Source organism: Microbacterium sp. JZ101 (assembly GCF_053903175.1).
Window position 1 is genome coordinate 670,212 of record NZ_CP096400.1, and the last position, 24,680, is coordinate 694,891.

Genomic DNA, 24,680 nt, shown 5'->3' on the forward strand with positions numbered 1-24,680 from the left:
TCCACGCGATGTCGCTCACCCTCAGTCCCATCCGCTTCGAGCACTCCTCGAACGCCCTCGGAATCGGCCAGCCCCGGCCCCGTCTCTCCTGGGTCGTCACCGACGCGCCCGCCGACTGGTCGCAGTCGGCCTACGAGGTGCAGCAGCGCGACGGTGCGAGTGTGCGCGTCGACAGCCCGGACTCGGTTCTCGTGCCGTGGCCGTTCGAGCCCTTGACGTCGCGCGAGCGCAGGGAGATCCGCGTCCGAGTGGTCGACACGGACGGTTCCGCCAGTGACTGGTCCGCATGGGCGTGCGTCGAGGCCGGACTGCTGGAGCGGTCTGACTGGTCCGCGCAGATGGTCGGGCCCGCCGATTCCGCCGTCGCTTCACCCCTGGTGCGCGGGGCCTTCCGGACCCGCTCGGACAGCGAGGTGGTGCGGGCCAGGGTCTATGCCACCGCCCACGGGCTGTTCCAGCTGGAACTGAACGGACACCGGGTCGGCGACGACGAGCTCGCGCCGGGATGGACCGCCTACGAGTCGCGGCTCCGATACACCACGTACGACGTCACCGGTCTCGTGCGGGGCGGCGAGAACGCCATCGGCGCGTGGCTGGCGGATGGATGGTGGCGCGGCTACCTCGGGTGGGGTGGCAAGCGGGCCCTCTACGGCGACCACCTCGGCGTTATGGTCCAGCTGGAGGTCCACTACGCGGACGGCACCCGGCAGACTGTCGCCTCCGGGACGGACTGGGTCGCGGGAAGGGGACCGATACACGCCGCGGATCTGTACAACGGCGAGGACTACGACGCGCGCGACTTCGATCCCGCGTGGTCGACGGTTGACGCCGCGACGGACGGCTGGACTCCCGTCGCCGTGCGCCCGCTCGGCGAGGTCGAGCTCTCGGCGCCCGACGGGCCTCCTGTCCGAGTCGTGGAGAGGATCCCCGTGCAGCGGGTGCTCACCTCGCCGTCGGGAGCGACCATCCTGGACTTCGGGCAGAACCTCGTCGGCAGACTGCGTCTCACCGTCGAGGGTGAAGCGGGCACCCGCGTCACCCTTCGCCATGCCGAGGTCCTCGAAGGCGGCGAGCTCGCGGTCGCGCCGCTGCGCGGAGCGAAGGCGACAGACAGCTACACGCTCGCCGGGGTCGGCACCGAGAGCTGGTCGCCGCGCTTCACGTTCCACGGGTTCCGGTACGCCGAGGTCACCGGCTGGCCCGGCCCGATCGACCCGGAGGCCGTGACAGCCGAGGTGCTGCACTCCGACATGCAGCGCACGGGATGGTTCGAGACCGACCATCCGCTCGTGAACCGCCTCCACGAGAACGTCGTATGGGGGATGAGGGGCAACTTCGTCGACGTCCCGACAGACTGTCCTCAGCGCGATGAGCGATTGGGGTGGACGGGCGACCTGCAGGTGTTCGCGCCCACCGCGACCTACCTCTACGACTCGGCCGGCTTCCTGGTGTCGTGGCTGAAGGATCTCGCGGCAGAGCAGAGGAAGTACGGCGGCACGACCATGGTCGTCCCCGCGATCGTCACCGGCTACACAGGCCCGACGGCGGGCTGGGCCGATGCCGCCACCGTCGTGCCGTGGACCCTGTACCAGGCCTACGGCGACATCGGAGTGCTCGAGACGCAGTTCGAGAGCATGGCCGCGTGGGTCGACGAGGTCACCGCCGCTGCCGGCCCTGACCGGATCTGGAGCGCGGGATTCCAGTTCGGCGACTGGCTCGACCCGACCGCGCCGGCCGACCGCCCCGAACAGGCCCAGACCTACCCCGAGATCGTGGCCACCGCCTACTTCGCGCGCTCCGCCCGGATCGTCGCGGACGCGGCGGCGCTGCTTGGGCGCTCTGCGGACGCCGAACGGTATGGCGCGCTGGCGAGCGAGGTGAAGGCGGCCTTCCACCGCGAGTACGTCTCGCGCTCCGGGCGCCTGCTGTCCGACTCCGCGACCGCGTACTCCCTCGCCCTGACGTTCGATCTCATCCACGACGCCGATGAGCGTCGCCACGCCGCCGACCGTCTCGCGGAGATCGTCGCGGGCAACGGGTACCGGATCCCGACGGGCTTCATCGGCACGCCGATCCTCACCGATGCGCTCAGCGCGAACGGGCACGCCGACACGGCGTACCGACTGCTGCTGCAGACCGAGGCGCCCTCATGGCTGTACACGGTCGAACAGGGAGCCACGACGATCTGGGAGCGGTGGGACTCGCTCCTGCCGGACGGGAGCGTCAATCCCAGCGGGATGACGTCCTTCAACCACTACGCGTTCGGCGCGGTGGCCGACTGGATGCACCGCGTCGTGGCCGGGCTCGCGGCCGCCGCTCCCGGATACCGGCGGCTTCGCATCGCCCCGCAGCCGCCGCGTCGCGGCCTGAGCTCCGCTTCGGCGACCCTGCACACGCCATACGGAATCGCCTCGGCGGGCTGGGAGCTCCGCGATGGCGGGATCCTGGTCTCCGCCACGATCCCGGTGGGAGTGAGGGCCGAGGTCGTCCTCCCCTCGGGCAGAGCGTTCGAGGTCGCCGCGGGTGAGCACCACTGGCAAGAGCCGTTCGAGGTGGATGCCGAGGTCGCGCGGGTGTACACGGTCGACTCGCGGATGGGCGACATCGTCGACCACAAGCCCGCACTCGATGTGCTCAAGGGCGTCATCGGCAAGTGGGTGCCGGGCGCCGCCGACCACATGTCCGGCGGGCTCCGGGGCCAGGAAGACCTCACACCGCGGCAGATCACGGGGATGCTCCCCGACCCGGTGGGGGTGCTCGCCGACCTCGAACGCGGATTCGCCGCCCTGAACGCCGGCGAGCCGATTCCCGCCGACGTGTTCACCGCCCCCGCGCCGATCGCGGCGGACTCGGACCTGCAGGAGAAGGCCATGCTGCTGTCCGGCCGCGACTTCTGGTCGACGCGGGAAGCCGCCGGAGTGCCGTCGATGATCATGGTCGACGGACCGCACGGCGTGCGTCGGCAGGACGGTGCGGTCGACAGCCTCGGCTTCAACGAGTCCCTGCCCGCCACGTGCTTCCCGCCCGGGGTCGCGATGGGCTCGACATGGGACCCGGAGCTGATGCGCGAGGTCGGGGTGGCACTGGGCGAGGAGGCTCGCGCGCTGAACGTGAACATGATCCTCGGGCCGGCGATCAACATCAAGCGATCCCCGCTCGGCGGCCGCACCTTCGAGTACCTGTCGGAGGATCCGCTGCTCACGGGGATGCTCGCCACGGAGTACGTCCGTGGGGTGCAGTCCACCGGCGTCGGCACGTCGGTGAAGCACTTCGCCGCGAACAACCAGGAGACCGGGCGCATGCGCGTCAGCGTGGAAGCCGACCAGCGGACGCTGCGCGAGATCTACCTCCCCGCGTTCGAGCGCGTGGTGACGGAGGCCCGGCCGACGTCGGTGATGAGCGCGTACAACGCGATCAACGGCGTCTTCGCGTCGGAGAACCGCTGGCTGCTGACCGAGCTCCTCCGCGACGAGTGGGGCTTCGACGGTCTCGTGGTCTCAGACTGGGGTGCCATCAAGGACCGGGTCGAGGCCCTCCGCGCGGGGCTGGATCTCGAGATGCCCGGCACCGGCGACGAGGGTACGGAGGCGATCCTCCGGGCTGTGCGCGACGGCCGGCTCGACCGGGCCGTCGTCGAACAGGCCGCCGCGCGCGTGGCCGCGCTCGTCGACCGAACGCGGCTGCCAGACGAGCCGTCCGCATTCGACACGGAGGCGCACCACGCGCTGGCGCGGCGCGCTGCGGCGGCGGGCGTGGTGCTGCTGCGCAATGAGGACCAGACCCTGCCCCTGCGCGAGGGCCAGAAGGTCGCCGTCATCGGCACCCTCGCGGTCGAGCCGCAGTTTCAGGGCGGCGGCAGCTCGCATGTCACGCCGACGCGTCTCGACATCCCGTTCGACGAGCTGCGGGTCGCGCTCGGAGAGACGAGCGTCTCGTTCGCCCCGGGCTATGCGGACGACGGAGATCCGGCGCAGCTGCGTGCGGAGGCCGCAGAAGCGGCTGCTGCCGCCGACGTGGCCGTGGTGTTCGTCGGGCTCTCCGAGAAGGAGCAGTCAGAGGGCTTCGATCGTTCGACGATCGACCTGCCACAAGAGCATGTGGCCCTCATCCACGCTGTGGCCGGCCGTGCGCGTCGCACCGTCGTTGTGCTCTCCAACGGCGGCGTCGTCTCACTGGAGCCGTGGCATGACTCCGTGGACGCGATCGTCGAGGGATGGGCGCTGGGCCAGGCCGTCGGCGGGGCTCTCGCCGACGTGCTGACGGGGGCGGTGAACCCCTCCGGCCGACTGGCCGAGTCCATCCCGCTCCGGCTGCAGGACACCCCGTCGTACCTCAACTTCCCCGGCGAGAACGAGGTCGTCCGATACGGCGAAGGGGTCTTCGTCGGCTACCGGTACTACGCCACGGCCGACCGGCCGGTTCGGTACCCGTTCGGGCATGGCCTGTCGTACACGACGTTCGCTCACGACGTCGTCGAACTCGCCGTCACGGGCCCGGACGCGGCAGTCGTGCGAGTCGCCGTCCGCAACACGGGGCAGGCAGCCGGGGCGGAGGTCGTCCAGGTCTACGTCGCGCCCGCGCCCGCACCGGTGCGTCGCCCGGTCCGCGAGCTCGCGGCCTTCCGCAAGGTGCATCTCGAGCCGGGCGAGACCCGGACGGTGGAGGTGGCCCTCGACAGGCGGGCGTTCGCCTACTGGGACACGCAGCGCGAACGCTGGCAGGTCGAGCCGGGCGAGTATCGCGTCGAGATCGGCCGATCGTCCGCGGACATCACGACCGCGGCGACCGTCACTCTCGACGGCGATGTCGACCGGCCGGCGCCTCTGAGCCTGGAATCAACGGTCGGGGACTGGTTCGGCCACCCCGTCGTCGGCCCGGCGCTCATGCAGGCCATGGTGTCCGAGGCCACCGCCGAGCAGAGAGCCGCCGCCGAAGACAGTGCAGACATGCTGCGGATGGTCGAGTCGATGCCGATGGCGCAGTTCGCGCGGTTCCCCGGTGTGGAGATCTCCGACGACGCGCTCGACCAGCTCATCGCCCTCAGCTGTCGTCTCGACGTCGAGGAGCTCGAGTCGTGAGCCCTCGTCCGCCCCGCACCGTCCTCCTCACGGGCGCCACCGGGAACTGGGGGCGAGCGACGCTCCGCGCGTTCCGCGAGCACCCCGAGCTGACGGTCCGTGCGTTCGCGCTGCCGAATGCCGCCGATCGGAGCGTGCTCGACGAGTTCCGCGATATGCCGAATCTGCAGGTCGTGTGGGGCGACCTCGTCCGGTACGACGACGTGCTCGCCGCGGTCACCGGAGTCGACGTCGTGCTTCATGTCGGCGCGGTGGTCTCGCCCGCTGCCGACGAGAAGCCCGCGCTCGCCCGGCGCGTGAACATCGGGTCGATGCAGAACATCATCCGGGCCGTCCGCGCGCAGGACGACCCTGGATCGATCGCGGTGGTGGGGATCGGCTCCGTCGCCCAGACAGGCGACCGCCAGGAGCCGGTGCACTGGGGTCGGGTGGGAGATCCCCTGCGGGTCTCTCAGTTCGACGAGTACGGCCAGACGAAGATCGTCGCGGAGCGCCTCCTCATCGACTCGGGTCTGCCCCGCTGGGCGTGGCTCCGGCAGACCGGCATCTTCCACCCCGCGATGCTGGAGATCAGGGACCCGATCATGACCCACTCTCCGTTCGGCGGGGTCATGGAGTGGGTCTCGGTCGAGGACGCGGCGCGGCTGCTCGTGGGCATCTCGGCGTCCGATGTGCCCGAGGAGCTCTGGGGAGGCATCTACAACATCGGGGGCGGGGAGGGGTGGCGTCTGACCAACTGGGAGCTGCAGACGGCGCTCGGCGCGGCGATGGGCGTTGCCGACATCCGACGCTGGTATGACCGCAACTGGTTCGCGCTCCAGAACTTCCATGGCCAGTGGTACACAGACAGCGACCGGCTCGACGCGCTCGTGCCCTTTCGTCGCGACACGTTCGCCGAGGCCCTCGAGCGTGCGATCAGGTCCGCGCCCCGCTCCGTTCGGTCGGCGGGACGGGTGCCGTCGTGGATCGTCAAGAACCTGGTGATGCGCCCCCTCACTCGCCGGCCGCGGGGCACGATGGCCGCCGTGCGCACGCGGAACATCGAGGAGGTGTCCGCCCATTTCGGCTCATGGGAGAGGTGGGAGCGGATCGGCGGCTGGGGGACATTCATCCCGCCCGCACCCTCGAGGACTCCTGCGTTCCTGGACCACGGGTATGACGAGTCGAAGCCGTCGGCGGAGTGGGATGCCGGCGACTACCGCGAAGCTGCCGCCTTCCGCGGCGGTGAGCTGCTCGGCGACGCCTCCGTCGGCGACGCGGCGACTCCGCTCATCTGGCGATGCGCGCTCGGACACGTCTTCGCGGGGAGTCCGAGGCTGATTCTCCGCGGGGGCCACTGGTGCCCCGAGTGCACGCGAGACCCCTCGAGCTATGAGCGCCAGGCGGAGGAGAACCTGTTCCTCCGCCAGGTGGTGGAGCCCGGCCTGGCGGTGCCCCGCCCGACGCCGGTCTGAACCCTCATCGCACCTGCTCAGCCCTCTCTGCTCACACGATGACGTCCTCCCGCGAGCTCAGCGCGCGCCATCCGCTCGCCCGCACCTCGGGGCGATCGAGCACGTCGGCGGTCTGCAGCAGCCCGAGGTCGAGCTCCGCGAGCTCGGCGATGTCGGCGATCGGCACCTGGAACGTGCGGAACGCGCCGAGCGGCGGCGTCGCGAACCGGCCCCCGCTCGTGTCGACGAGGTCGGTCTGGTCGAGCACGAAGCCGGTCGCCGCGAGCCCGCTGTCCGTGCGCCACGCGGCGATCTTCCAGAAGCGCAGCGGCACCCGGATGCCGCGATAGGGCGGGTCGTCGCCATCGAGCACCGGGGCGGTGAAGACCGAAAGACGCTGATCGGTCGTCTCGGCGTACGCGAGCACGTGGTCCTCGAGGCCGAGCCAGAGCTCCTTCGACTGGTTGAAGCCCGCGGCCTGGGGCGCGGCGTTCGTGTAGAAGAACGTCGCCTCCATCGCGGCGCGCGCGTCGTTCACCGAGCCCCAGCCCGGGTCTCGGCGGCGGACGAGGTGCCCGCGATCGAGGTCGTTGCCGGCATACACCGCGGGCCCGGTCTGCTCACGCTCGGGCACGCGCGGATCGAGGCGCCACTCGCCGCTGCGGCGCAGATCCTGCAGCTGAGCGCCGTCGATGTTCACGGCGGTGACCGCCGCCAGCCGGCGATCGGTGTCGAGGAGGACGGAGAACCGCGGATAGGCCAGCTCGCGGATGGCGCGAGCCGGATCGGGCGCGGGAAGGGGGAGATCGATGTCGAGGAAGTCGGACGCATAGCCGTCTGAGGTCACGCGAGCAGTCTCGCGCGGACCCCGGACACTGTCGACGCCTGGGTCACGCCGGATGCTCGAGGCGGGCTCCTCCCTCGCGCTAATTGTGGCTATTGACAACGTTTCGGGCCCGCCCTACTCTTCAGAAAGTCTCGAAGTTGCTTCCGAAAGTTTCGGAGCCGCGAGCACAGCAGCCGATCTCGAAGAGGAGAATCATGGTTCGTTCCACGCGCCGGACAACGTGGGTCCGCGCAGTCGCAGCAGCGGGGGTGGTGGCCGGCCTCGTCGCGACGAGCGCCTGCACGGCAGAGGGCGGAGACGCCGCCGAAGTCGATGTCGATGCGCAGTCGGTCGGGGCGATGGAGGACTTCGCCGCCGACGAGCAGTTCACGGCGACGGAGCCGTTCGACCTCTCGATGCTCTGGACCGACTGGCCCGAGGTGCCGGTCACCGACGACTGGCAGATCTTCGACGTCATCGAGGAGCGGACAGGCGTCTCGATCGACCTCACCCACATCCCATTCAGCGACGCGACCGAGAAGCGCAGCCTGCTGATCTCGGCCGGCGACGCCCCCACGGTCATCCCGCTCGTCTACACGGGCGAGGAGGAGCCGTTCGTCTCGTCGGGCGCCGTCCTCCCCATCAGCGACTACGTCGAGTACATGCCGAACTTCCAGAAGTACGTCGAGGAGTGGGACCTCGGCGCGATGGTCGAGCGGCTCAAGCAGTCCGACGGCAAGTACTACATGCTGCCGGGCCTGCAGGAGGTCTCGGTCCCGGTCTTCACGCTCATCATCCGCAAGGACTTGTTCGACGAGGTCGGCGCTCCGGCGCCCGAGACCTGGGAGGACCTCCGCACGGGCCTCGAGCTCATCAAGGAGAAGTACCCCGACTCGAAGCCCCTGGCCGACGGCTTCGAGGGCCAGTCGATGCTCAACTACGCGGCCCACGCGTTCGGCACGCAGGCCGGATGGGGCTTCGGCGACGGCACGATCTGGAACGAGGAGAAGGGCGAGCTCGAGTACGCCGGCACGTCCGAGGGCTACCGCTCGATGGTCGAGTACTTCCACGGGCTCGTCGAGGCCGACCTGCTCGACACCGAGTCGTTCACGGCGGCCGATGCGGGCGGCGGCGCGGCGAACGTCGCGGAGAAGATCGCGAACAACCAGGTCTTCGCCGCCTCCGGCTCGAACGGCACGGTGAACGAGTTCGCGGCGGCCCTCGACGCGGCCGGCGTGACCGACTACGAGCTGGTCCAGCTCGCGCCCCCGGGCGGAGAGGCGGGCATGGTCGTCGAGCCGCGCAACTTCTGGAACGGGTTCATGCTGAGCGCCGACATCGCGGAGTCGCCGAACTTCATCGCGACGCTGCAGTTCCTCGACTGGCTCTACTACAACCCGGAGGCGCGCGAGCTGCTCCGCTGGGGCGTCGAGGGAGAGACCTACGACAAGGCGGCCGACGGCACGATCACCCTGAAGCCCGAGTTCTCGTACGACGACTTCAACATCAACCCCGACGGCGCGACCGACATCAAGAAGGATCTCGGATGGGGCAACGACGTGCTCGCGGGATCGACCGAGTCGCGAGAGCTCAAGGAGTCGTACAACGCACCGCAGTTCGTCGAGTACATCGACACCGTCCTGTCGACGCGCACGCCGCGCGACCCGAACCCGCCCGCCCCGCTCGACGAGGCCGAGCTCGAGCAGGCGTCGCTCCTGTCGACACCGCTCTCTGACGCGGTCCGCACCGCGACGCTGCAGTTCATCCTCGGCGACCGCGACCTCTCCGAGTGGGACGCGTACGTCGCGGAGCTGGAGGCCGCCGGCCTGCAGACCTATGTCGATCTCATCGACGGCGCGCGCGAGCGCTTCGCGGAACAGAACGGCTGACGCACTCCGGGTCGCCGCCGCGCGCGCGGCGGCGACCCGGAACCCGTCGAAGGGATGACGACATGACCTCCACGACCACGGGTGCGGCGCTCGCCGCAGACCCGTCCTCCGCTCCGCCGGGCGCGACGACGACCCGCGTGATCACGACCGCGGGCGGGCCCCGCGGCCGCTCAGGGCGACGCGGCCGGACGCCCTGGCGCACCGCGCTGCGGCGGGACTGGCAGCTCTACGCCCTCGCCCTGCTGCCCCTGATCTTCTTCGCGATCTTCCGCTACGGCCCCATGATCGGCAACGTCATCGCGTTCCGCCGGTTCCGCCCCGGCGGGAGCATCCTCGGCGAGGAGTGGGTCGGCTTCCGCTACGTCGAGATGTTCATCAAGGACCCGGCCTTCTGGCAGGTGTTCGCGAACACGGCCATCCTCGGCGGCCTCACCCTCCTCGTGTGCTTCCCGCTGCCGATCATCCTCGCCCTCATGCTCAACGAGGTGCGCAAGCGCGCGTTCAAGCGCGTCGTGCAGTCGATCTCGTACCTGCCGCACTTCCTGTCGGTCGTCATCGTCGTCGGCATGGTCATGCAGCTGCTGTCGCTGCAGGGCACGGTCAACCAGATCATCACCGCGATGGGCGGCGAGGCCATCCCGTTCCTGCAGCGGCCGGAGTGGTTCCGCGCCGTCTACGTCGGGTCCGAGGCGTGGCAGACCGTCGGATGGGGGACCATCCTCTACCTCGCGGCGCTCACGACGATCGACGAGTCGCTCTACGAGGCCGCGCGCATCGACGGCGCCAACCGGCTGCAGCAGATCTGGCACGTGACGCTCCCGGGCATCCGGCCGACGATGATCACGCTGCTCATCCTCAACATCGGGTCGTTCCTCAACGTCGGGTTCGAGAAGGTGCTGCTCCTCTACAACCCGCTGACGTACTCGACGGGAGACGTCATCTCGACGTACCTGTACCGCGTCGGCCTCGTGTCGAACAACCTCAGCTACGCCGCCGCGATCGGACTCTTCCAGGCCCTCATCGGCCTCGTGATGGTCCTCGGCGCGAACTACCTGTCCCGGCGAATGGTGGGAACGAGCCTGTGGTAACTCTTGCTCAGCGGGCGCCGTCCCGCACGGTCGGCAATCGCGACTCCGTCGGGTACCGCGTGTTCACGGTCGTGAACACGGGCCTGCTCATCCTCGTGTGCCTCGCGATGCTCTATCCGTTCATCACGGTGCTCGCGCAGTCGTTCAGCTCGTCGGGCGCGATCAAGGCCGGGCAGGTGAGCTTCTGGCCCGTCGACTTCAACGTCGACACCTACGCGGCCGTGATCGGCAACGGGATGTTCTGGCGCAACTACGGCAACACCGTGCTCTACACGGTCGTCGGCACGGCGATCGCGATGGCGCTGACGACGTCGTACGCGTACGTCCTCTCGAAGCACCACCTCCGCGGGCGCCGTCTGCTCATCGGCATCGCCGTGTTCACGATGTTCTTCAACGGCGGCCTGGTGCCGAACTACGTGCTCATCTCGTCGCTCGGCATGAAGAACACGATGTGGGCGATCGTGCTGCCCGGCGCGATCTCGGTGTTCAACCTGCTCGTGATGAAGTCGTTCTTCGAGAACCTCCCGCACGAGCTCGAGGAGGCCGCGCAGATCGACGGGCTCGGATGGTTCGGGATCTTCACGCGCATCGTCCTGCCGCTGTCGAAGGCCGTGATCGCGACGATGATCCTGTTCTACTCGGTCGCGTTCTGGAACGACTGGTTCAGCGCGTTCCTGTATCTCGACAAGAACGAGCTCTTCCCGGTCACGCTGTTCCTGCGGAACCTCATCGCGGGCGCCTCCACGACCGCGAGCGAGAGCGCGGCCGTGGGCAGCACCGCGGCCGACCTCAACGCGAACATCCAGTCGGTCACGATGATCCTCACGGTCATCCCGATCCTCTGCGTGTACCCGTTCGTGCAGCGCTACTTCGTCTCGGGCGTCATGCTCGGCTCGGTGAAGGGCTGACGGATGGCCGCCGAGCTCGTCGACGAGGTGGGCACCGGGGTCCTCTCCCGGGCCACGGCCGTCGTGTACCGCTGGATCGTCCTCGCGGCGTTCCTCGCGCTGCTGGGCGCGCCGACCCTGCTCGCGTGGATGGCGCTCGGCCTCGCCGACGGCGTCTCGCCGGCGCTCTACGTCGTGGCGCTCCTCCCGGTCGCGCCGGCTCTCTCGGCGGCGCTCTACGCGCAGCGGGCGTGGGCGGAGGCGCCCGACCTCCGCCCCGCGCGCGCCCTGTGGCGCGGGCTCGCGCGGAACGCGAAGGACGTCGCGCTCTGGTGGGCGCCCGTCCTCGCGGCGGCCGCGATCCTCGTCGTGAACGCGACCGGAGCGGATGCCGCGCCCGGCGGCGCCGTGCTGCGTCCGGTCGCGATCGTGATGCTCGCGGTGCTCGCGCTCTGGTCGGGGCACCTGCTCGTCGTGACCGCGTACTTCTCGTTCCGCACGCGCGACGCCCTCCGGATCGCGGCGGCCGAGCTCTTCTCCCAGTGGCGCGCCACCCTCGGGTTCGCGTCGCTCGCGATCGTCGCGGCCGCGGTCGTGGCACTCGCGTCCGAAGCCGTCCTCCTGCTGTGCGCGTGGGCCTTCGCGCTCCTCCTGCGCAGCGTCTCCCGTCCTGTCGAAGCTGATGTGAAAGCGAGATTCACCCGATGACCGATGTCCTCACCTCCTCCCGATACCGCCACCGCGAGGTGGACGCGAGCGTGCTCGTGCGCGGCGCCGACGGGGAGCCCCTCCGCGAGCACGACGTGACCGTGGCGCAGCTGCGCCACGAGATCGGGTTCGGATGCACGGCTCCCGGTGTGCCGGGGGAGGGACCGCTCGCGCGCTGGCTCGACCTGTTCGACACGGCGACCCTGCAGTTCTACTGGGGGCGCTACGAGCCGGAGCCCGGGCAGACGAAGGAGGCCGAGCTGACGCGGCAGGCGCGCGCGCTGAGCGGGCACGGGGTGCGGCTCAAGGGCCATCCGCTCGTCTGGCACACGGTCAAGGCGCCCTGGGTCGACGCCCTCCCGCTGGATGAGGCCGAGGCGGCCCTGCGCGGCCGCATCCGCCGCGAGGTGAGCGCGTTCGCGGGGCTCGTCGACACGTGGGACGTCGTCAACGAGGCCGTGATCATGCCCCGCTTCGAGAACGAGCCCGACGGCATCCGCAACGCCATCACGCGCCTGTGCGAGAAGCACGGACGCGTGGAGTTCATCCGGATGGCCGTCGACGAGGCGCGCGCGGTCAACCCCGAAGCGGTGCTCGTCCTCAACGACTTCGATCTCGGGCCCGACTACGAGCGGCTCATCGAGGAGGTGCTCGACGCGGGCGTGCGCATCGACGCGATCGGCCTGCAGTCGCACATGCACCAGGGCTTCCGCGGCGAGGAGCAGGTGCACGCCATCTGCGAGCGCTTCGCGCGCTTCGGGCTGCCCCTGCACTGGACCGAGACGTCCCTCGTCTCGGGCGACCTCATGCCGAAGCACATCGACGACCTCAACGACTACGTCGTCGAGGACTGGCCATCGACCCCGGAAGGGGAGGAGCGGCAGGCCGACGAGATCGTGCGGCACTACCGCACGCTCGTCGAGCATCCGTCGGTCGCGGCCATCACCTACTGGGGCTTCGACGACGCCACGGCGTGGCTGAACGCGCCGAGCGGCCTCATCCGCCGCGACGGCTCGCCGAAGCCCGCGTACGACGCGCTGCGCGATCTGGTCCGCGGCGAGTGGTGGCTCGAGCCGACGACCGTGCGGACCGACGCCGACGGGCGGCTTCCGCTGCGGGCGTTCGCGGGCGAGTTCGAGGTGACCGCCGCCGGGCGGCGCGGCGTGCTCTCGGCGGCCGCGGGCGTCTCGGACGCCGAGGTCGAGCTGCGCTGATCCGAGGGTGCCGGGGCCTGCGAGCCCCGGCATCCTCGGGCATAGGATGTTCCGGAAGTCTCGGCGGGGAGGGTGCGGATGCCACGAGGCGGCGCGACGATCGCGACGATCGCCAGAGAGGTCGGCGTCTCGGTGCCCACGGTCTCGCGCGTGCTCAACGGGCGCAGCGACGTCGCCCCCGCGACGCGTCGCCGGGTCGAGGAGGCCCTCGCGCGGCACGACTACCGCAAGCCGGTCGGGCCGGCGTCCCCCACGAAGACCGCGGGGCTCCTCGACCTCGTCTTCCACGAGTTCGGCAGCTCCTGGGCGCAGGAGATCATCGTCGGCGTCGAGAAGGCGGCGGCGCCGCGTCGCGTCGGCGTCGTGCTCAGCGAGCTCGGCGGCTCCCACCGCCCGCCGCAGGAGTGGATCGACAGCATCACGGCCCGCGGCACGCGCGGCGTGCTCCTCGTGCTCTCGCGCCTCGACGACACGCAGCAGCGGCAGCTCATGGCCCGGTCGATCCCCTTCGTCGTGCTCGACACCGACGGCGAGACTCCCGCCGGCGTGCCCACCGTGGGGTCGAACAACTGGAGCGGCGGCCTCGCCGCGACGCGGCACCTCATCGAGCTCGGGCATCGCCGCGTCGCCATCATCTCGGGGCCGGAGAACGTGCTGTGCTCGCGCGCTCGTGTCGACGGCTTCCGCAGCGCGCACACCGAGATCGGGCTCGACGTCGACCCGTCGCTCGTCCGCTGGGGCACCTTCGAGGTCGAGGGCGGCTACGAGCACGGGCTCGAGCTCCTGCGCCGACCGGATCGGCCGACCGCGGTGTTCGCGGGGTCCGACGTGCAGGCACTCGGGTTCATCCGCGCGGCGCACGAGCTCGGCCTGCGGGTGCCCGAGGACGTCTCCGTCGTCGGCTACGACGACCTGCCGCTCGCGTCGTGGCTCGCGCCGTCGCTCACGACCGTGCGCCAGCCGCTCGCCGAGATGGCCGCGCTCGCGACGCAGATGCTCATCGCGCTCTCGGATGGCGAGCCCCTCGCGTCGCAGAAGGTCGAGCTCGGGACCGAGCTCATCATCCGGGAGTCGACCGCCCCGCCGGCGTGAGACGCCCTCCCGCCGCGCCCGCATCCGCGCGATGATGGGAGCGAGCCGCTTCTCGGCTCCGATCGCGGGAGAGCGATGACGACACGAGCGGGCGACATCGCCGCGGACGCCGGGCAGAGGCGACGCGCGGCGGGAGCCGGTGCGGCCGCCGTGATCCTCGGCGCCGGCCTGGGCGAGCTCATCGCCGCATGGTGGGCTCCGGCGTCGCGGCCGACCGCGGTCGTCGGCGCGGCGCTCATCGATCTCGCGCCGCCGTGGGCCAAGGACCTCGCGATCGCGCTGTTCGGCACCGCCGACAAGGTCGCCCTGCTCGTCGGCATCGCGCTCGTGCTCGCCGCGGTCGGCGCCGGCGCCGGGCTGCTGCAGCGCGCGCGGCCGCCCTGGGGCGCCGTCGCCCTCCTCGCGGTCGGACTGGTCGGTGTCGCGGCCGCCCTCACGCGGGCCGACGCCGACGCGCTCTCCGCGGTCCCGTCCGCCGTCGCGGGGATCCTGTCCGCGGCGGCCCTCGCCGTCCTGGTGCCGGCGCGCCGCGGAGGCCCGCGCGGCGACGGGCTCTCGCGGCGGCGATTCCTCCTGCTCACCGTGTCCGCGACGCCCTCGTGCTGCCGCGCGCCTCGACGCGCGCGACGGTGCCCGCGTCGGCGTCCCTCGACATCGAGGGGATCGCGCCCGTGATCACCCCGAACGACGCGTTCTACCGCATCGACACCGCCCTCGTCGTGCCCGAGCTCGCCCCCGCCGACTGGAGGCTCCGCATCCACGGCCTCGTCGACCATCAGTACGAGCTCACCTGGGACGACCTCATGGCCCTGCCGCTCGAGGAGTCGGTCACGACGCTCGCGTGCGTGTCGAACCCCGTCGGCGGCGATCTCATCGGCAACGCCGTCTGGCTGGGGTATCCCGTGCGCGAGCTCCTCGCGCGGGCGGCGCCGCAGCCCGATGCCGACATGGTGCTGTCGCGCTCGGTCGACGGCTTCACGGCGGGAACGCCGCTCGAGGCGCTCACCGACGCGCGGAACGCGATCCTCGCGGTCGGGATGAACGGCGAGCCCCTCCCGCTCGCGCACGGCTTCCCCGCGCGGCTCGTCGTGCCCGGCCTCTACGGCTACGTGTCCGCGACGAAGTGGGTGGTCGAGCTGGAGGTCACGCGCTTCGATCGCGCGCGGGCGTACTGGACGGATCGCGGATGGTCCGAGCGCGGCCCGATCAAGCTGCAGTCGCGCATCGACGTGCCGCGCAGCGGCGCTGTCGCGGCGGGCCGGGTCGTCATCGCGGGCGTCGCGTGGCAGCAGCATGTGGGGGTCGCGCGCGTGGAGGTGAGTGTCGACGACGGCGCATGGCAGGACGCCGAGCTCGCGACGGCGATCTCCGACGACACGTGGGTGCAGTGGTCCGCCGAGGCCGATCTCGCTCCCGGGGAGCACACCGTCCGCTGCCGCGCCGTGAGCGCGGACGGCGAGGTGCAGACGGGGGAGGCCGCGCCGGTCGTCCCCGACGGCGCGACCGGCTGGCACACGGTGCGCGTCACGGCGCGCTGACCCCGCCTACTCCTTGACGAGCCACATCGTCTGATGCGACGTGATGCGGTTGACGGCGGGCAGGCGCGAGAGCTTCGGCAGGGTCTCGAGCGCGTACTGGTCCTGATCCGCGACGAGGATGCGCAGGTAGTAGTCGGGCTGCCCGAACATCCGGCGCAGCTCGAAGACCTCGGGCACGGCGCTCGCGGCGGCCTCGAAGTCCTCGATCGTCTGGCCGTCGTTGACGGCGATGTCGATCGACGCGATCACCTCGAAGCCGCGCCCCGCGGCCTTCGGGTCGAGCACGGCTCGGTACCCGCGGATGACTCCGGTCGCCTCGAGGCGCTGCACGCGGCGCAGGCACGGGGCCGGCGTGAGGCCGACGCGGCGGGCGAGCTCGAGGTTCGTCAGACGCGCGTCCGCCGTGAGCTCGCGGATGATTGCGTGGTCGATGTCATCCAGCTCGTGTTTGTTGCGCATGATCCGATTATCCCGCCTGATCTCGCAAGCACTGTGCGCGCTGATTTCCTTACGATTGCGGTGTGACCACATCCGTCCGCTCCGCGCGCGCGACCGGCGACATCCGGGCCGGCGCGCGCACGGTCGCCCCGGCCTGCCTCGCGGTGATCCCGCTCGGGCTCGCGCTCGGCGTCCTCGTCGTCCAGTCGGGGCTCGACTGGTGGTGGGGCCCCGTGATCGCGGCGTTCGTGTTCGCCGGCTCGCTCGAGTACCTCCTCGTGGGGATGATCGCGGCCGCCGCGCCGCTCGCGCAGATCGCGGTGAGCGCCCTGCTCGTGAACTTCCGTCACGTGTTCTATGCGCTCTCCTTCCCGCTGCACCGCGTGCGCGGACGCGGCGCGCGGGCCTACAGCACGTTCGCGCTCACCGACGAGGCCTATGCCCTCACCGCGACGCCGGAGTCCGCGGGCTGGAGCGGTGCGCGCATCCTCGCGATCCAGGGACTCTTCCACGGCTCCTGGGTGGTGAGCGTCGCGGCGGGCTCGGCTCTCGGCGTGCTCATCCCGCCGCAGGTCGTGGGGCTCGACTTCGCCGTGACGGCGCTGTTCGTCGTCCTGAGCATCGATGCGTACCGCATCCGGCGGTCCATCCCGGTTGCCGTGGTCGCCCTGCTCTGCGCGCTCATCGCCGCGGTCGTGACGCCGCACGACATGCTGCTCACGGCCATGGGCCTGTTCCTCGCGGCGCTCGTCGGGCGGTTCCTCATCGAGCGGAAGGGGTCGCGCCGTGGATGAGCGGTACATCGCCGCGGCGATCGCGATCTCGGGGCTCATCACGTGGGCGCTGCGCGCGGTGCCCTTCGCACTCCTGCGTCCGCTGCGCGACAGCGAGCTGCTCGCCTACGTGGGCGAGCGGATGCCGCTCGGCGTGATGGTCATCCTGGCGGTCTACACGCTGCACGACGTCCGCCCGGAGATGGCGTCGGCGCTGCCGCCGCTCGTCGCACTGGCGGTCACGGTCGCCCTGCACCTGTGGCGCGGCAACGCCGTGCTGAGCCTCTTCGCTGGCACGGTCGTGTGCACCGTGCTCGCCTCGACGCTCGCCGCCTGGCCGTGACCGCGGGTCGGCGGCCGCTAGGCTCGATCCCCATGGCCATCGGCGCGACGATCCACACCTTCACGGTTCAGCTGGCGGACGTCGACCGCGGCGTCTACGACGAGCTCGTCCTCCGCGTCGCGCGCCATCCGTCCGAGACGGACGCCTACATGGCCACGCGGGTGCTGGCGTACTGCCTCGAGCACGCGGAGGGGATCGCGTTCGGCGAGGGGGTCTCGTCGACGGATGAGCCGGCCGTGCTCGTGCGCGATCTCACCGGCGCGATCACCGCGTGGATCGAGGTCGGCGCGCCCGACGCGGAGCGGCTCCACTTCGCGAGCAAGCTCGCCGAGCGCACCGCGGTGTACACCCACCGCGATCCCGCGAAGGTCGTCGCGGCGCTCGCGGGCAAGACGATCCACCGGGCCGACGACATCGTCGTGCACAGCTTCGACCCGGGCTTCATTGACGATCTCGTGCGCGTGCTCGAGCGGCGCAACACGATGACCGTCTCGGTCTCCGACCGGCACCTCTACGTCGACCTCAACGGGTCGAGCTTCAGCTCCGCCGTCCACGATCACGCGATCGCCTGACGCGAAGAGCCCCGTCCCGTCCGAATGCGGTCGGACGAGACGGGGCTCGGGTGCGGTCGGGGCGACGTGCCCGCCTCACGTGAAGCGGCGACGGTACACGGCCAGGGACGCGAGATACGCGACGACGAGGATCCCGATGCACCACGCGAGCGCGACCCACAGATCGGCGCCCACGGGCTGCTCCGCGAGCAGGCTCCGGATGCTGTTCACGATCGACGTCACGGGCTGGTTCTCGGCGAACCAGCGCACGGGCCCCGGCATCGACTCCGTGGGGACGAACGCCGAGCTGATGAACGGCAGGAAGATGAGCGGGTACGAGAACGCACTCGCGCCATCCACCGTCTTGGCCGAGAGGCCCGCGATCACGGCGACCCACGTGAGCGCGAGGGTGAAGACCGTGACGATCCCGGCGACCCCGAGCCAGGCACCGAATCCCGCGGGCGAGCGGAAGCCCATCAGCAGGGCCACGAGCACGACCACGAGCACCGACACGAGGTTCGCGACCACCGAGGTCGCCACGTGGGCCCACAGGACGGCCGAGCGCGCGATCGGCATCGACTGGAACCGCTCGAGGATGCCGCCTTGCAGATCCATGAAGAGCCGGTACGCCGTGTAGGCGATGCCCGACGCCACGGTGATGAGCAGGATGCCCGGCAGCAGGTAGTCGACGTACGATCCCGCTCCCGTCTCGATCGCGCCGCCGAGCACGAAGACGAACAGCAGCATGAGCGCGATCGGCGTGACCACCGTCGTGATGATCGTGTCGGGGCTGCGCCCGATGTGCCGCAGCGAGCGCCCGGTGAGGACGGCCGTGTCGGCGAGGACATGCGCGGTCATGCCGCTTCTCCTTCCGTGTCGCCCACGAGCGCGAGGAACACGTCCTCGAGGCTGGGCTGCTTCTCGATGTACTCCACCTCGGCCGGCGGCAGCAGCCGCTTGAGCTCGGCGAGCGTGCCGTTCACGATGATCCGGCCGCGGTGCAGGATGGCGATGCGGTCGGCGAGCTGCTCGGCCTCGTCGAGGTACTGCGTCGTGAGCAGGACGGTCGTGCCGCCGGCCGCGAGCTCCCTGACCGTCTCCCACACCTCGATGCGCGCCTCGGGGTCGAGGCCGGTGGTCGGCTCGTCGAGGAAGATGATCGACGGATCGCCGATCAGGCTCATCGCGATGTCGAGGCGGCGGCGCATGCCGCCCGAGTACTCGCCCGCCTTGCGGTCGGCCGCGGCCGTGAGCGAGAAGCGCTCGAGCAGCTCGTCCGCGACGGCGCGCGGGTTCGGCAGGTGACGCAGTCGCGCTACGAGGACGAGGTTCTCGCGGCCCGTCAGCACCTCGTCGACCGCCGCGAACTGGCCCGTGAGACTGATCGCCTCGCGGACCTGCCCGGCCTGCGTCGCGACGTCGAGCCCCGCGACCTGCGCACGGCCGGCGTCGGCCGCGAGCAGGGTCGAGAGGATCCTCACGAGCGTCGTCTTGCCGGCGCCGTTCGACCCGAGCAGCGCGAAGATGCTGCCGGGCGCCACCTCGAAGTCGACGCCGCGCAGGACGGCGAGGTCCTTGTAGGACTTCTCGATCCCCTGCACGCGGATGGCCGGCGCGGTCATGATCGCCCTCCCGTCGCGTCGTCGACGGCCTTCCGGAGGCGCTCGCGCTCCCGGTCGATCCACTGACGGCTCCGATACGAGCGCACGAACTCGTCCGCGAACTCGACCGGGTCGTCGCCCACGATCTCGCGCACGGCCATCCCGTCGACCGCCGCGCGCTCGAAGAGGTCGGCGAGGTCGCCGAGCATCGTGATCATCGTGTCGCCGTCGGTGATGCCGCCCTGGTACATGAGGTAGCGGTCGACCGCCTGCGCGACCGTGCGGTGCGGCTCGGGGAGCTCCTCGATCCGCGCCTTGTACTGCCGGTACTGCTTCTTCTGCTCGAGCGAGCCCGTGAGGGCTTCGATCCACTTCGCTGCCATGGTCACCTCTCCTTGTCGTCGTGGAGCTGTTCGATGCGCTCTGCGAGGAAGCTCCACGTCCTCCAGAACTCGGCAAGCTGCTCGCGCCCCTGCGGGTTGAGCGAGTACACCTTGCGCGGCGGGCCCTTCTCCGACGGGACCTTCTCGACGTCGACGAGCCCCTTCTGCTCGATCCGGACGAGCAGTGCGTAGACGGTGCCCTCGACGAGGTCCGTGAACCCCTGCTCGCGCAGCCGCGCCGTGATCTCGTAGCCGTACGCGGGCCGCCCGGCCAGGAGCGCGAGCACGATGCCCTCGAGCGTGCCCTTGAGCATCTCGGTCATCTGATTGCCCATCGCTCACCTCCTCTACTCTGTGTTGCTGACTACCACTAGACGGTAACACTGAGTACCGGTACTTGGCAACACTGAATACCGAATTCCGTGGAACACGCCGTGAGCGTTCACGGAACTCTTGACCTCACCGCGCGGTGTGCCTATCGTGGTGCACGCCGTGAACGTTCACGGCATCCGATCGAAAGGACGATGGTGACCTCTCCTCAGCTGGCTTCCGCAGACCCCTCGACGCGACCGACCACGGGCGGATGGGCGGTGCTCGGCCCCGGGCAGATCGCGCGACGGTTCCTCGGCGAGCTCTCCGAGAACGGCGGCGGCCTCGTCGCCGTCGGCAGCTCCGACGGCGGCCGTGCCCGCGCGTTCGCCGACGAGGCGGAGGAGCGCGGGGCGACGGATGTGACCGCGGGCACGTACGAGGAGGCCCTCGCCGACCCGCGCGTCGCCGCGGTCTACGTCTCCGCCGTGCACACCGCGCACCCGGCGCTCGTCGTCGCCGCGATCGACGCGGGGAAGGCCGTGCTGTGCGAGAAGCCGCTCTCGGTGAACCACGGCACGACGATGGCCCTCGTCGACGCGGCCCGCGAGGCCGGCGTGCCGCTCGTCGAGGCGTACATGTACCGGTTCCACCCGCAGACCCGCGCGGTGCTCGACCTCGTCCGGGAGGGCGCGATCGGCCGGGTCGTGCACGTCGACGCGTCGTTCGCGTTCCGCGTCCCGCAGCGCGGGGGCCGCCTCTTCGATCCGGCGGTGGCCGGCGGCGGCATCCTCGACGTCGGCGGCTACCCCGCGACGATGGTCTCCGCGATCGTCGATGCGGCCGAGGGCGCGCACGCGTCGGAGCCGGTCGACCTCTCGGCGACGGGCGTCGTCGGCCCCACGGGGGTCGACGAGTGGACGGTCGCGCGCGCGACCTATCGCGGCGGCATCACCGCGACGCTCTCGGCCGGCGTCCGGGCCACCGCGCCGAACGACGTCACGATCCTCGGCGAGAAGGGGCGCATCCGCATCCCGGAGCCCTGGGTGCCCACGGGCGCGACGACGATCGAGCTCACGACCGTCGACGAGGGCGAGCGCGTCATCGAGATCGACGCGGCGCCGGCCTACGCGCTCGAGGCGCAGGCGACGCTCGCGGCCCTGCGCGACGGCGCTCTCGAGGCGGCCGAGATGACGTCGGCTGAGACCCTCGCGACCGCGCGCACCCTCGACCGCTGGCGTGCGGCCATCCGCCTGCGCTACCCCTTCGAGGCGGAGACCGCCGACATCCCGCCCGTGCGCCCGCTCGTCGTGTCGGACGCGGCGATGCGGTACGGCGAGATCCCGGGCGTCGGCAAGCGCGTCTCGCGCCTCGTCATGGGCGTCGACAACCAGCCCGACCTCGCCCACGCGTCGGCGATGTTCGACCACTACTTCGCGCACGGAGGCAACGCGTTCGACACGGCGTACATCTACGGCGACGGCGCGCTGGAGGGGCGTCTGGGCCGGTGGATCGCGAACCGCGGGGTGCGCGAGGACGTCGTCGTCATCACGAAGGGCGGCCACACGCCGCACTGCGACCCCGAGTCGGTGTCGCGTCAGCTGCTCGAGAGCCTCGAGCGGCAGGGCACGGACTACGCCGACATCTACATGCTGCACCGCGACAATCCCGACGTGCCGGTGGGCGAGTTCGTCGACGTGCTCGACGAGCACTTCCGCGCCGGGCGCATCCGCGTGTACGGCGGCTCGAACTGGACCCCCGCGCGCATCGACGAGGCGAACGCCTACGCGCGCGCGAACGGGCGCCAGGGCTTCACGGTGGTGAGCAACCACTTCGGGCTCGCCGAGGCGCTCGACGTCCCGTGGGAGGGCTGCGTGCACGCGACCGACGCCGCATCGAAGCGCTGGCTCGCGGAGCGCGGCATCCCGCTGCTGCCCTGGTCGTCGCAGGCCCGCGGGTTCTTCACGGGGCGCGCGCGGCCCGACGACCTCAGCGATCCCGAGCTCGTGCGCTGCTACTACAGCGACGAGAACTTCGAGCGGCTGCGTCGCGCCGAGCAGCTGGGCGCCGACCGGGGCGTGCCCGCCACCGCCATCGCGCTCGCGTACGTGCTCGCGCAGCCCTTCCCGACGTTCCCCCTCTTCGGCCCGCGTACGATCGAGGAGGCCCGGTCGTCGATGCGGGGCCTGTCCATCGAGCTCACGGCCGAAGAGGTGGCATGGCTGGACCTTCGCAGCTGACGGGAGCGGACGACCCCGCGCCCGCGGGGTCGTCCGCCGCCGGGCGCCGACGCGCGACGATCCTCGACGTGGCCGCTGCCGCCGGAGTCTCGCGGCAGACCGTGACGCGCGCCATGAACGACATGAGCGGCATCAGCGCCGAGACCAAACGGCGGGTCATGGAGGCTGCGCGCGAGCTGTCGTATCGGCCGTCGCGCTTCGGCCGAGGCCTTGTGACGGGCGGCGCGCGGCAGCTGGGTCTCGTCGTGAACGACCTGCGCAACCCGTACTCTCCCGAGCTCGCGGCGGCCGTCGTGCGGCTCGCGGCGGACGAGGGATGGAACGTCATGCTCGTCGACATCGGTCTCGCGAGCGACGCGGATCGCCTCCTCGCGTCGCTGCGCGAGCAGGCGGATGTCGTCGTCGGCTATCTCGGGGAATGGTCGGCCGGGTGGGGGAGCGGCCTCGCGACGACGCCGCTCATCCAGCTGGATGCGGGCGAGACCACCGAGCACGCGGGCGTGCGGCTCGACCCCGTCGCCGCGATCGGCGATCTCGTCGCGCACCTCGTGGCGGTGGGCGTGCGGCGCCCCGTCGTGCTCGACGCCTCCGCGCCGCGCGAGCCCAGCGCGCGCGGCGCGGCGATGGCGGCGGCATTCCGCGAGCACGGCGTGGAGGCCGAGGTCGTCCACGCGGCGTCGTCGAGCGCCGAGCACGCGTCCGCCGTCACCGCCCAGGTCGTGCGGCGGGCAGCGCCTCCCGACGCGCTTCTGGCGTTCAACGACCTGATGGCGCTCGGCGCGCTGTCGGCCTGCCGCCATGCGGGCCTCGACGTGCCGCGCGACATCCGCGTGGCGGGGGTCGACGGTCTCACGATCGGGACCCTCGTCGCGCCGACCCTCACGACGCTGGCCGTCGACTTCGACGAGGTCGCCCGCCACACCCTCGAGCTCGCCGTCGCGCTCCGCGACGGCGACGCCGACGTCGATCGCTTCCGCGTCGTCCCGCATCGTCTCGTCCTGCGCGAGTCGGCGTAGCGAGGGCGGGGCCGTGGCCCCGCCCTCGCCTCAGTCGCCCTTCACGTTCACGAGCTGGCGCAGCGTGTGCCGCACCGAGACGAGATCGGCCGCGTCGGCCATCACCCGATCGATCGGCTTGTACGCCTGCGGGATCTCGTCGATGAACGCCTCGGTGTCGCGGTACTCGATGCCGGCCATCGCCTCGCGCAGCTGCTCGCGCGTGAACGTGCGGCGCGCAGCCGACCGCGAGTACTCGCGGCCGGCGCCGTGCGGCGAGGAGTTCAGCGCGAGGGCGTTCCCCCTGCCCTCGACGACGTACGACGCGGTCCCCATGGATCCCGGGATGAGCCCGGGGCGACCGGCGTCCGCCAGGATCGCTCCCTTGCGGGACACCCAGACGCGCTCGCCGAAGTGCATCTCCGACTCCGTGAAGTTGTGGTGGCAGTTGATGCGCTCGAGCTCGTCGACCTCGGCGTCGAGGAAGCGGCCGAGCTGGTGCGCGACGCGGTCCATCATCTCCTCGCGGTTGAGCAGCGCGAACCGCTGCGCCCACCGCAGCTCCCTGATGTAGCGGTCGAACTCGTCCGTTCCCTCGACGAGGTAGGCCAGGTCGATGTGCGGCAGGTCGAGCTCGTCGCGCCGGGCCAGGCTCTTGGCGACGGCGATGTGATGCTGCGCGATCCGGTTTCCGACCCCGCGTGAGCCGGAGTGCAGGAACATCCACACGGCATCCGTCTCGTCGACCGAGATCTCGATGAAGTGGTTGCCGCTGCCGAGCGATCCGAGCTGCAGCCGCCATCTCCTCGCCCGCTTCGCGGGATCGAAGCCCGCGTCGGCGGCGAGCTGCTCGAGCTCGGCCACCCGCGGCTCGGCGGTGGCGACGACCTTGCGGTTGTCGTGCCCAGCCGAGAGCGGGATGGCGCGCTCGATCTGCTCGCGGAGCTCGCGCAGATCGCGCGAGACGAGATCCGCGCGCGTGAACGGCGTGCGCACCGCGATCATCCCGCAGCCGATGTCGACGCCGACCGCGGCCGGCATGATCGCGCCGCGTGTCGGGATGACCGATCCGACGGTCGCGCCGAGCCCGAGATGCGCGTCCGGCATGAGCGCCACGTGGGGGTGGATGAACGGCATGCGCGAGGACGTGCGCGCCTGCTCGACCGTCTGCTCGTCGATCAGGCTCGCCCACGACAGCAGGCGTTCCGAGAGCCTCTCCATGATTCCTTTCCTTCGATCCGCGGGTCCTGGTCCCCGGACCTCCTCCGCGTGACGGAAAGGAGACGCCCCGGAC

General features: G+C 71.0%; 22 protein-coding genes. 15 read left to right on the forward strand and 7 right to left on the reverse strand.

Annotated elements, in window-relative coordinates:
- Window positions 1-8: 8 nt before the first annotated feature.
- Together M1D56_RS03015 and M1D56_RS03020 are read left to right on the forward strand one after the other, a co-directional pair.
- A complete protein-coding gene (locus M1D56_RS03015; RefSeq protein WP_456284648.1) occupies window positions 9-5,078 on the forward strand; it encodes a family 78 glycoside hydrolase catalytic domain in 5,070 nt (1,689 codons plus the stop codon).
- Window positions 5,075-6,532: an NAD-dependent epimerase/dehydratase family protein gene (locus M1D56_RS03020; RefSeq protein WP_456284649.1), complete on the forward strand. Its 1,458-nt coding sequence runs from the start codon at window positions 5,075-5,077 to the stop codon at window positions 6,530-6,532. Before M1D56_RS03015 ends, M1D56_RS03020 begins: the two co-directional genes overlap by 4 nt.
- A 31-nt stretch (window positions 6,533-6,563) precedes the next feature.
- On the opposite strand, the gene M1D56_RS03025 is transcribed toward M1D56_RS03020, so the two are convergent.
- Complete coding sequence (locus tag M1D56_RS03025) at window positions 6,564-7,358, reverse strand: DNA/RNA non-specific endonuclease (protein ID WP_456284650.1); 795 nt, start codon at window positions 7,356-7,358, stop codon at window positions 6,564-6,566.
- A gap of 194 nt (window positions 7,359-7,552) precedes the next feature.
- Here M1D56_RS03025 and M1D56_RS03030 point away from each other — a divergent pair, with 194 nt between their 5' ends.
- The 8 genes from M1D56_RS03030 (at window position 7,553) to M1D56_RS03065 (ending at window position 15,753) form a co-directional block, all read left to right on the forward strand.
- Window positions 7,553-9,226 carry an ABC transporter substrate-binding protein gene (locus M1D56_RS03030; RefSeq protein WP_456284651.1) on the forward strand — a complete coding sequence of 558 codons (1,674 nt, stop codon included), beginning with the start codon at window positions 7,553-7,555 and terminating at the stop codon, window positions 9,224-9,226.
- Between the two features lie 62 nt (window positions 9,227-9,288).
- Window positions 9,289-10,314, forward strand: coding sequence for an ABC transporter permease (locus tag M1D56_RS03035; RefSeq protein ID WP_271173108.1), 1,026 nt, complete (start codon window positions 9,289-9,291; stop codon window positions 10,312-10,314).
- Window positions 10,308-11,222, forward strand: a complete 915-nt coding sequence (locus M1D56_RS03040) for a carbohydrate ABC transporter permease (protein WP_416383275.1) — start codon at window positions 10,308-10,310, stop codon at window positions 11,220-11,222. Before M1D56_RS03035 ends, M1D56_RS03040 begins: the two co-directional genes overlap by 7 nt.
- A 3-nt stretch (window positions 11,223-11,225) precedes the next feature.
- Window positions 11,226-11,909, forward strand: coding sequence for a hypothetical protein (locus M1D56_RS03045; protein WP_456284652.1), 684 nt, complete (start codon window positions 11,226-11,228; stop codon window positions 11,907-11,909).
- Window positions 11,906-13,123: an endo-1,4-beta-xylanase gene (locus M1D56_RS03050; protein WP_456284653.1), complete on the forward strand. Its 1,218-nt coding sequence runs from the start codon at window positions 11,906-11,908 to the stop codon at window positions 13,121-13,123. The genes M1D56_RS03045 and M1D56_RS03050 overlap by 4 nt, the downstream gene beginning before the upstream one ends.
- Before the next feature lie 78 nt (window positions 13,124-13,201).
- Window positions 13,202-14,215, forward strand: a complete 1,014-nt coding sequence (locus M1D56_RS03055; protein WP_282978964.1) for a LacI family DNA-binding transcriptional regulator — start codon at window positions 13,202-13,204, stop codon at window positions 14,213-14,215.
- A 75-nt stretch (window positions 14,216-14,290) separates the two neighbouring features.
- On the forward strand, window positions 14,291-14,890 hold the full coding sequence (locus M1D56_RS03060; RefSeq protein WP_456284654.1) for a hypothetical protein: 600 nt from the start codon (window positions 14,291-14,293) through the stop codon (window positions 14,888-14,890).
- Window positions 14,887-15,753, forward strand: a complete 867-nt coding sequence (locus M1D56_RS03065) for a molybdopterin-dependent oxidoreductase (protein ID WP_456284655.1) — start codon at window positions 14,887-14,889, stop codon at window positions 15,751-15,753. The genes M1D56_RS03060 and M1D56_RS03065 overlap by 4 nt, the downstream gene beginning before the upstream one ends.
- A 6-nt stretch (window positions 15,754-15,759) precedes the next feature.
- Here M1D56_RS03065 and M1D56_RS03070 read toward each other — a convergent pair whose 3' ends face one another.
- A complete protein-coding gene (locus tag M1D56_RS03070) occupies window positions 15,760-16,212 on the reverse strand; it encodes an Lrp/AsnC family transcriptional regulator (protein WP_282978961.1) in 453 nt (150 codons plus the stop codon).
- Between the two features lie 62 nt (window positions 16,213-16,274).
- On the opposite strand from M1D56_RS03070, the gene M1D56_RS03075 reads away from it, so the two are divergent.
- From M1D56_RS03075 to M1D56_RS03085, 3 genes are read left to right on the forward strand one after another with little or no spacing between them, the layout of a single operon-like run.
- A complete protein-coding gene (locus M1D56_RS03075; protein WP_456284656.1) occupies window positions 16,275-16,985 on the forward strand; it encodes an AzlC family ABC transporter permease in 711 nt (236 codons plus the stop codon).
- Window positions 16,978-17,307 carry a branched-chain amino acid transporter permease gene (locus M1D56_RS03080; protein ID WP_456284657.1) on the forward strand — a complete coding sequence of 110 codons (330 nt, stop codon included), beginning with the start codon at window positions 16,978-16,980 and terminating at the stop codon, window positions 17,305-17,307. The genes M1D56_RS03075 and M1D56_RS03080 overlap by 8 nt, the downstream gene beginning before the upstream one ends.
- Before the next feature lie 32 nt (window positions 17,308-17,339).
- Window positions 17,340-17,879: a YaeQ family protein gene (locus M1D56_RS03085; RefSeq protein WP_271173099.1), complete on the forward strand. Its 540-nt coding sequence runs from the start codon at window positions 17,340-17,342 to the stop codon at window positions 17,877-17,879.
- A gap of 75 nt (window positions 17,880-17,954) precedes the next feature.
- Here the strand turns inward: M1D56_RS03085 and M1D56_RS03090 are convergent, their stop codons facing one another.
- The 4 genes from M1D56_RS03090 to M1D56_RS03105 are packed head-to-tail and all read right to left on the reverse strand — an operon-like array spanning window position 17,955 to window position 20,177.
- Window positions 17,955-18,716 (reverse strand): ABC transporter permease, encoded by a 762-nt coding sequence (locus tag M1D56_RS03090; RefSeq protein ID WP_271173098.1) that lies wholly within the window; start codon window positions 18,714-18,716, stop codon window positions 17,955-17,957.
- Window positions 18,713-19,480 carry an ABC transporter ATP-binding protein gene (locus M1D56_RS03095; RefSeq protein ID WP_456284658.1) on the reverse strand — a complete coding sequence of 256 codons (768 nt, stop codon included), beginning with the start codon at window positions 19,478-19,480 and terminating at the stop codon, window positions 18,713-18,715. The genes M1D56_RS03090 and M1D56_RS03095 overlap by 4 nt, the downstream gene beginning before the upstream one ends.
- A complete protein-coding gene (locus M1D56_RS03100) occupies window positions 19,477-19,842 on the reverse strand; it encodes a DUF1048 domain-containing protein (protein WP_324012444.1) in 366 nt (121 codons plus the stop codon). Before M1D56_RS03100 ends, M1D56_RS03095 begins: the two co-directional genes overlap by 4 nt.
- A 2-nt stretch (window positions 19,843-19,844) precedes the next feature.
- The gene (locus tag M1D56_RS03105) at window positions 19,845-20,177 is read right to left on the reverse strand and encodes a PadR family transcriptional regulator (RefSeq protein ID WP_456284659.1); all 333 of its coding nucleotides are present in this window, start codon (window positions 20,175-20,177) and stop codon (window positions 19,845-19,847) included.
- A 192-nt stretch (window positions 20,178-20,369) separates the two neighbouring features.
- Between M1D56_RS03105 and M1D56_RS03110 the strand changes: the two genes are divergently transcribed.
- Window positions 20,370-22,391 (forward strand): aldo/keto reductase, encoded by a 2,022-nt coding sequence (locus M1D56_RS03110; RefSeq protein WP_456284660.1) that lies wholly within the window; start codon window positions 20,370-20,372, stop codon window positions 22,389-22,391.
- Window positions 22,370-23,407, forward strand: a complete 1,038-nt coding sequence (locus M1D56_RS03115) for a LacI family DNA-binding transcriptional regulator (protein WP_456284661.1) — start codon at window positions 22,370-22,372, stop codon at window positions 23,405-23,407. Before M1D56_RS03110 ends, M1D56_RS03115 begins: the two co-directional genes overlap by 22 nt.
- A gap of 30 nt (window positions 23,408-23,437) precedes the next feature.
- On the opposite strand, the gene M1D56_RS03120 is transcribed toward M1D56_RS03115, so the two are convergent.
- Window positions 23,438-24,607 (reverse strand): RtcB family protein, encoded by a 1,170-nt coding sequence (locus tag M1D56_RS03120; RefSeq protein ID WP_456284662.1) that lies wholly within the window; start codon window positions 24,605-24,607, stop codon window positions 23,438-23,440.
- Window positions 24,608-24,680: the final 73 nt, after the last annotated feature.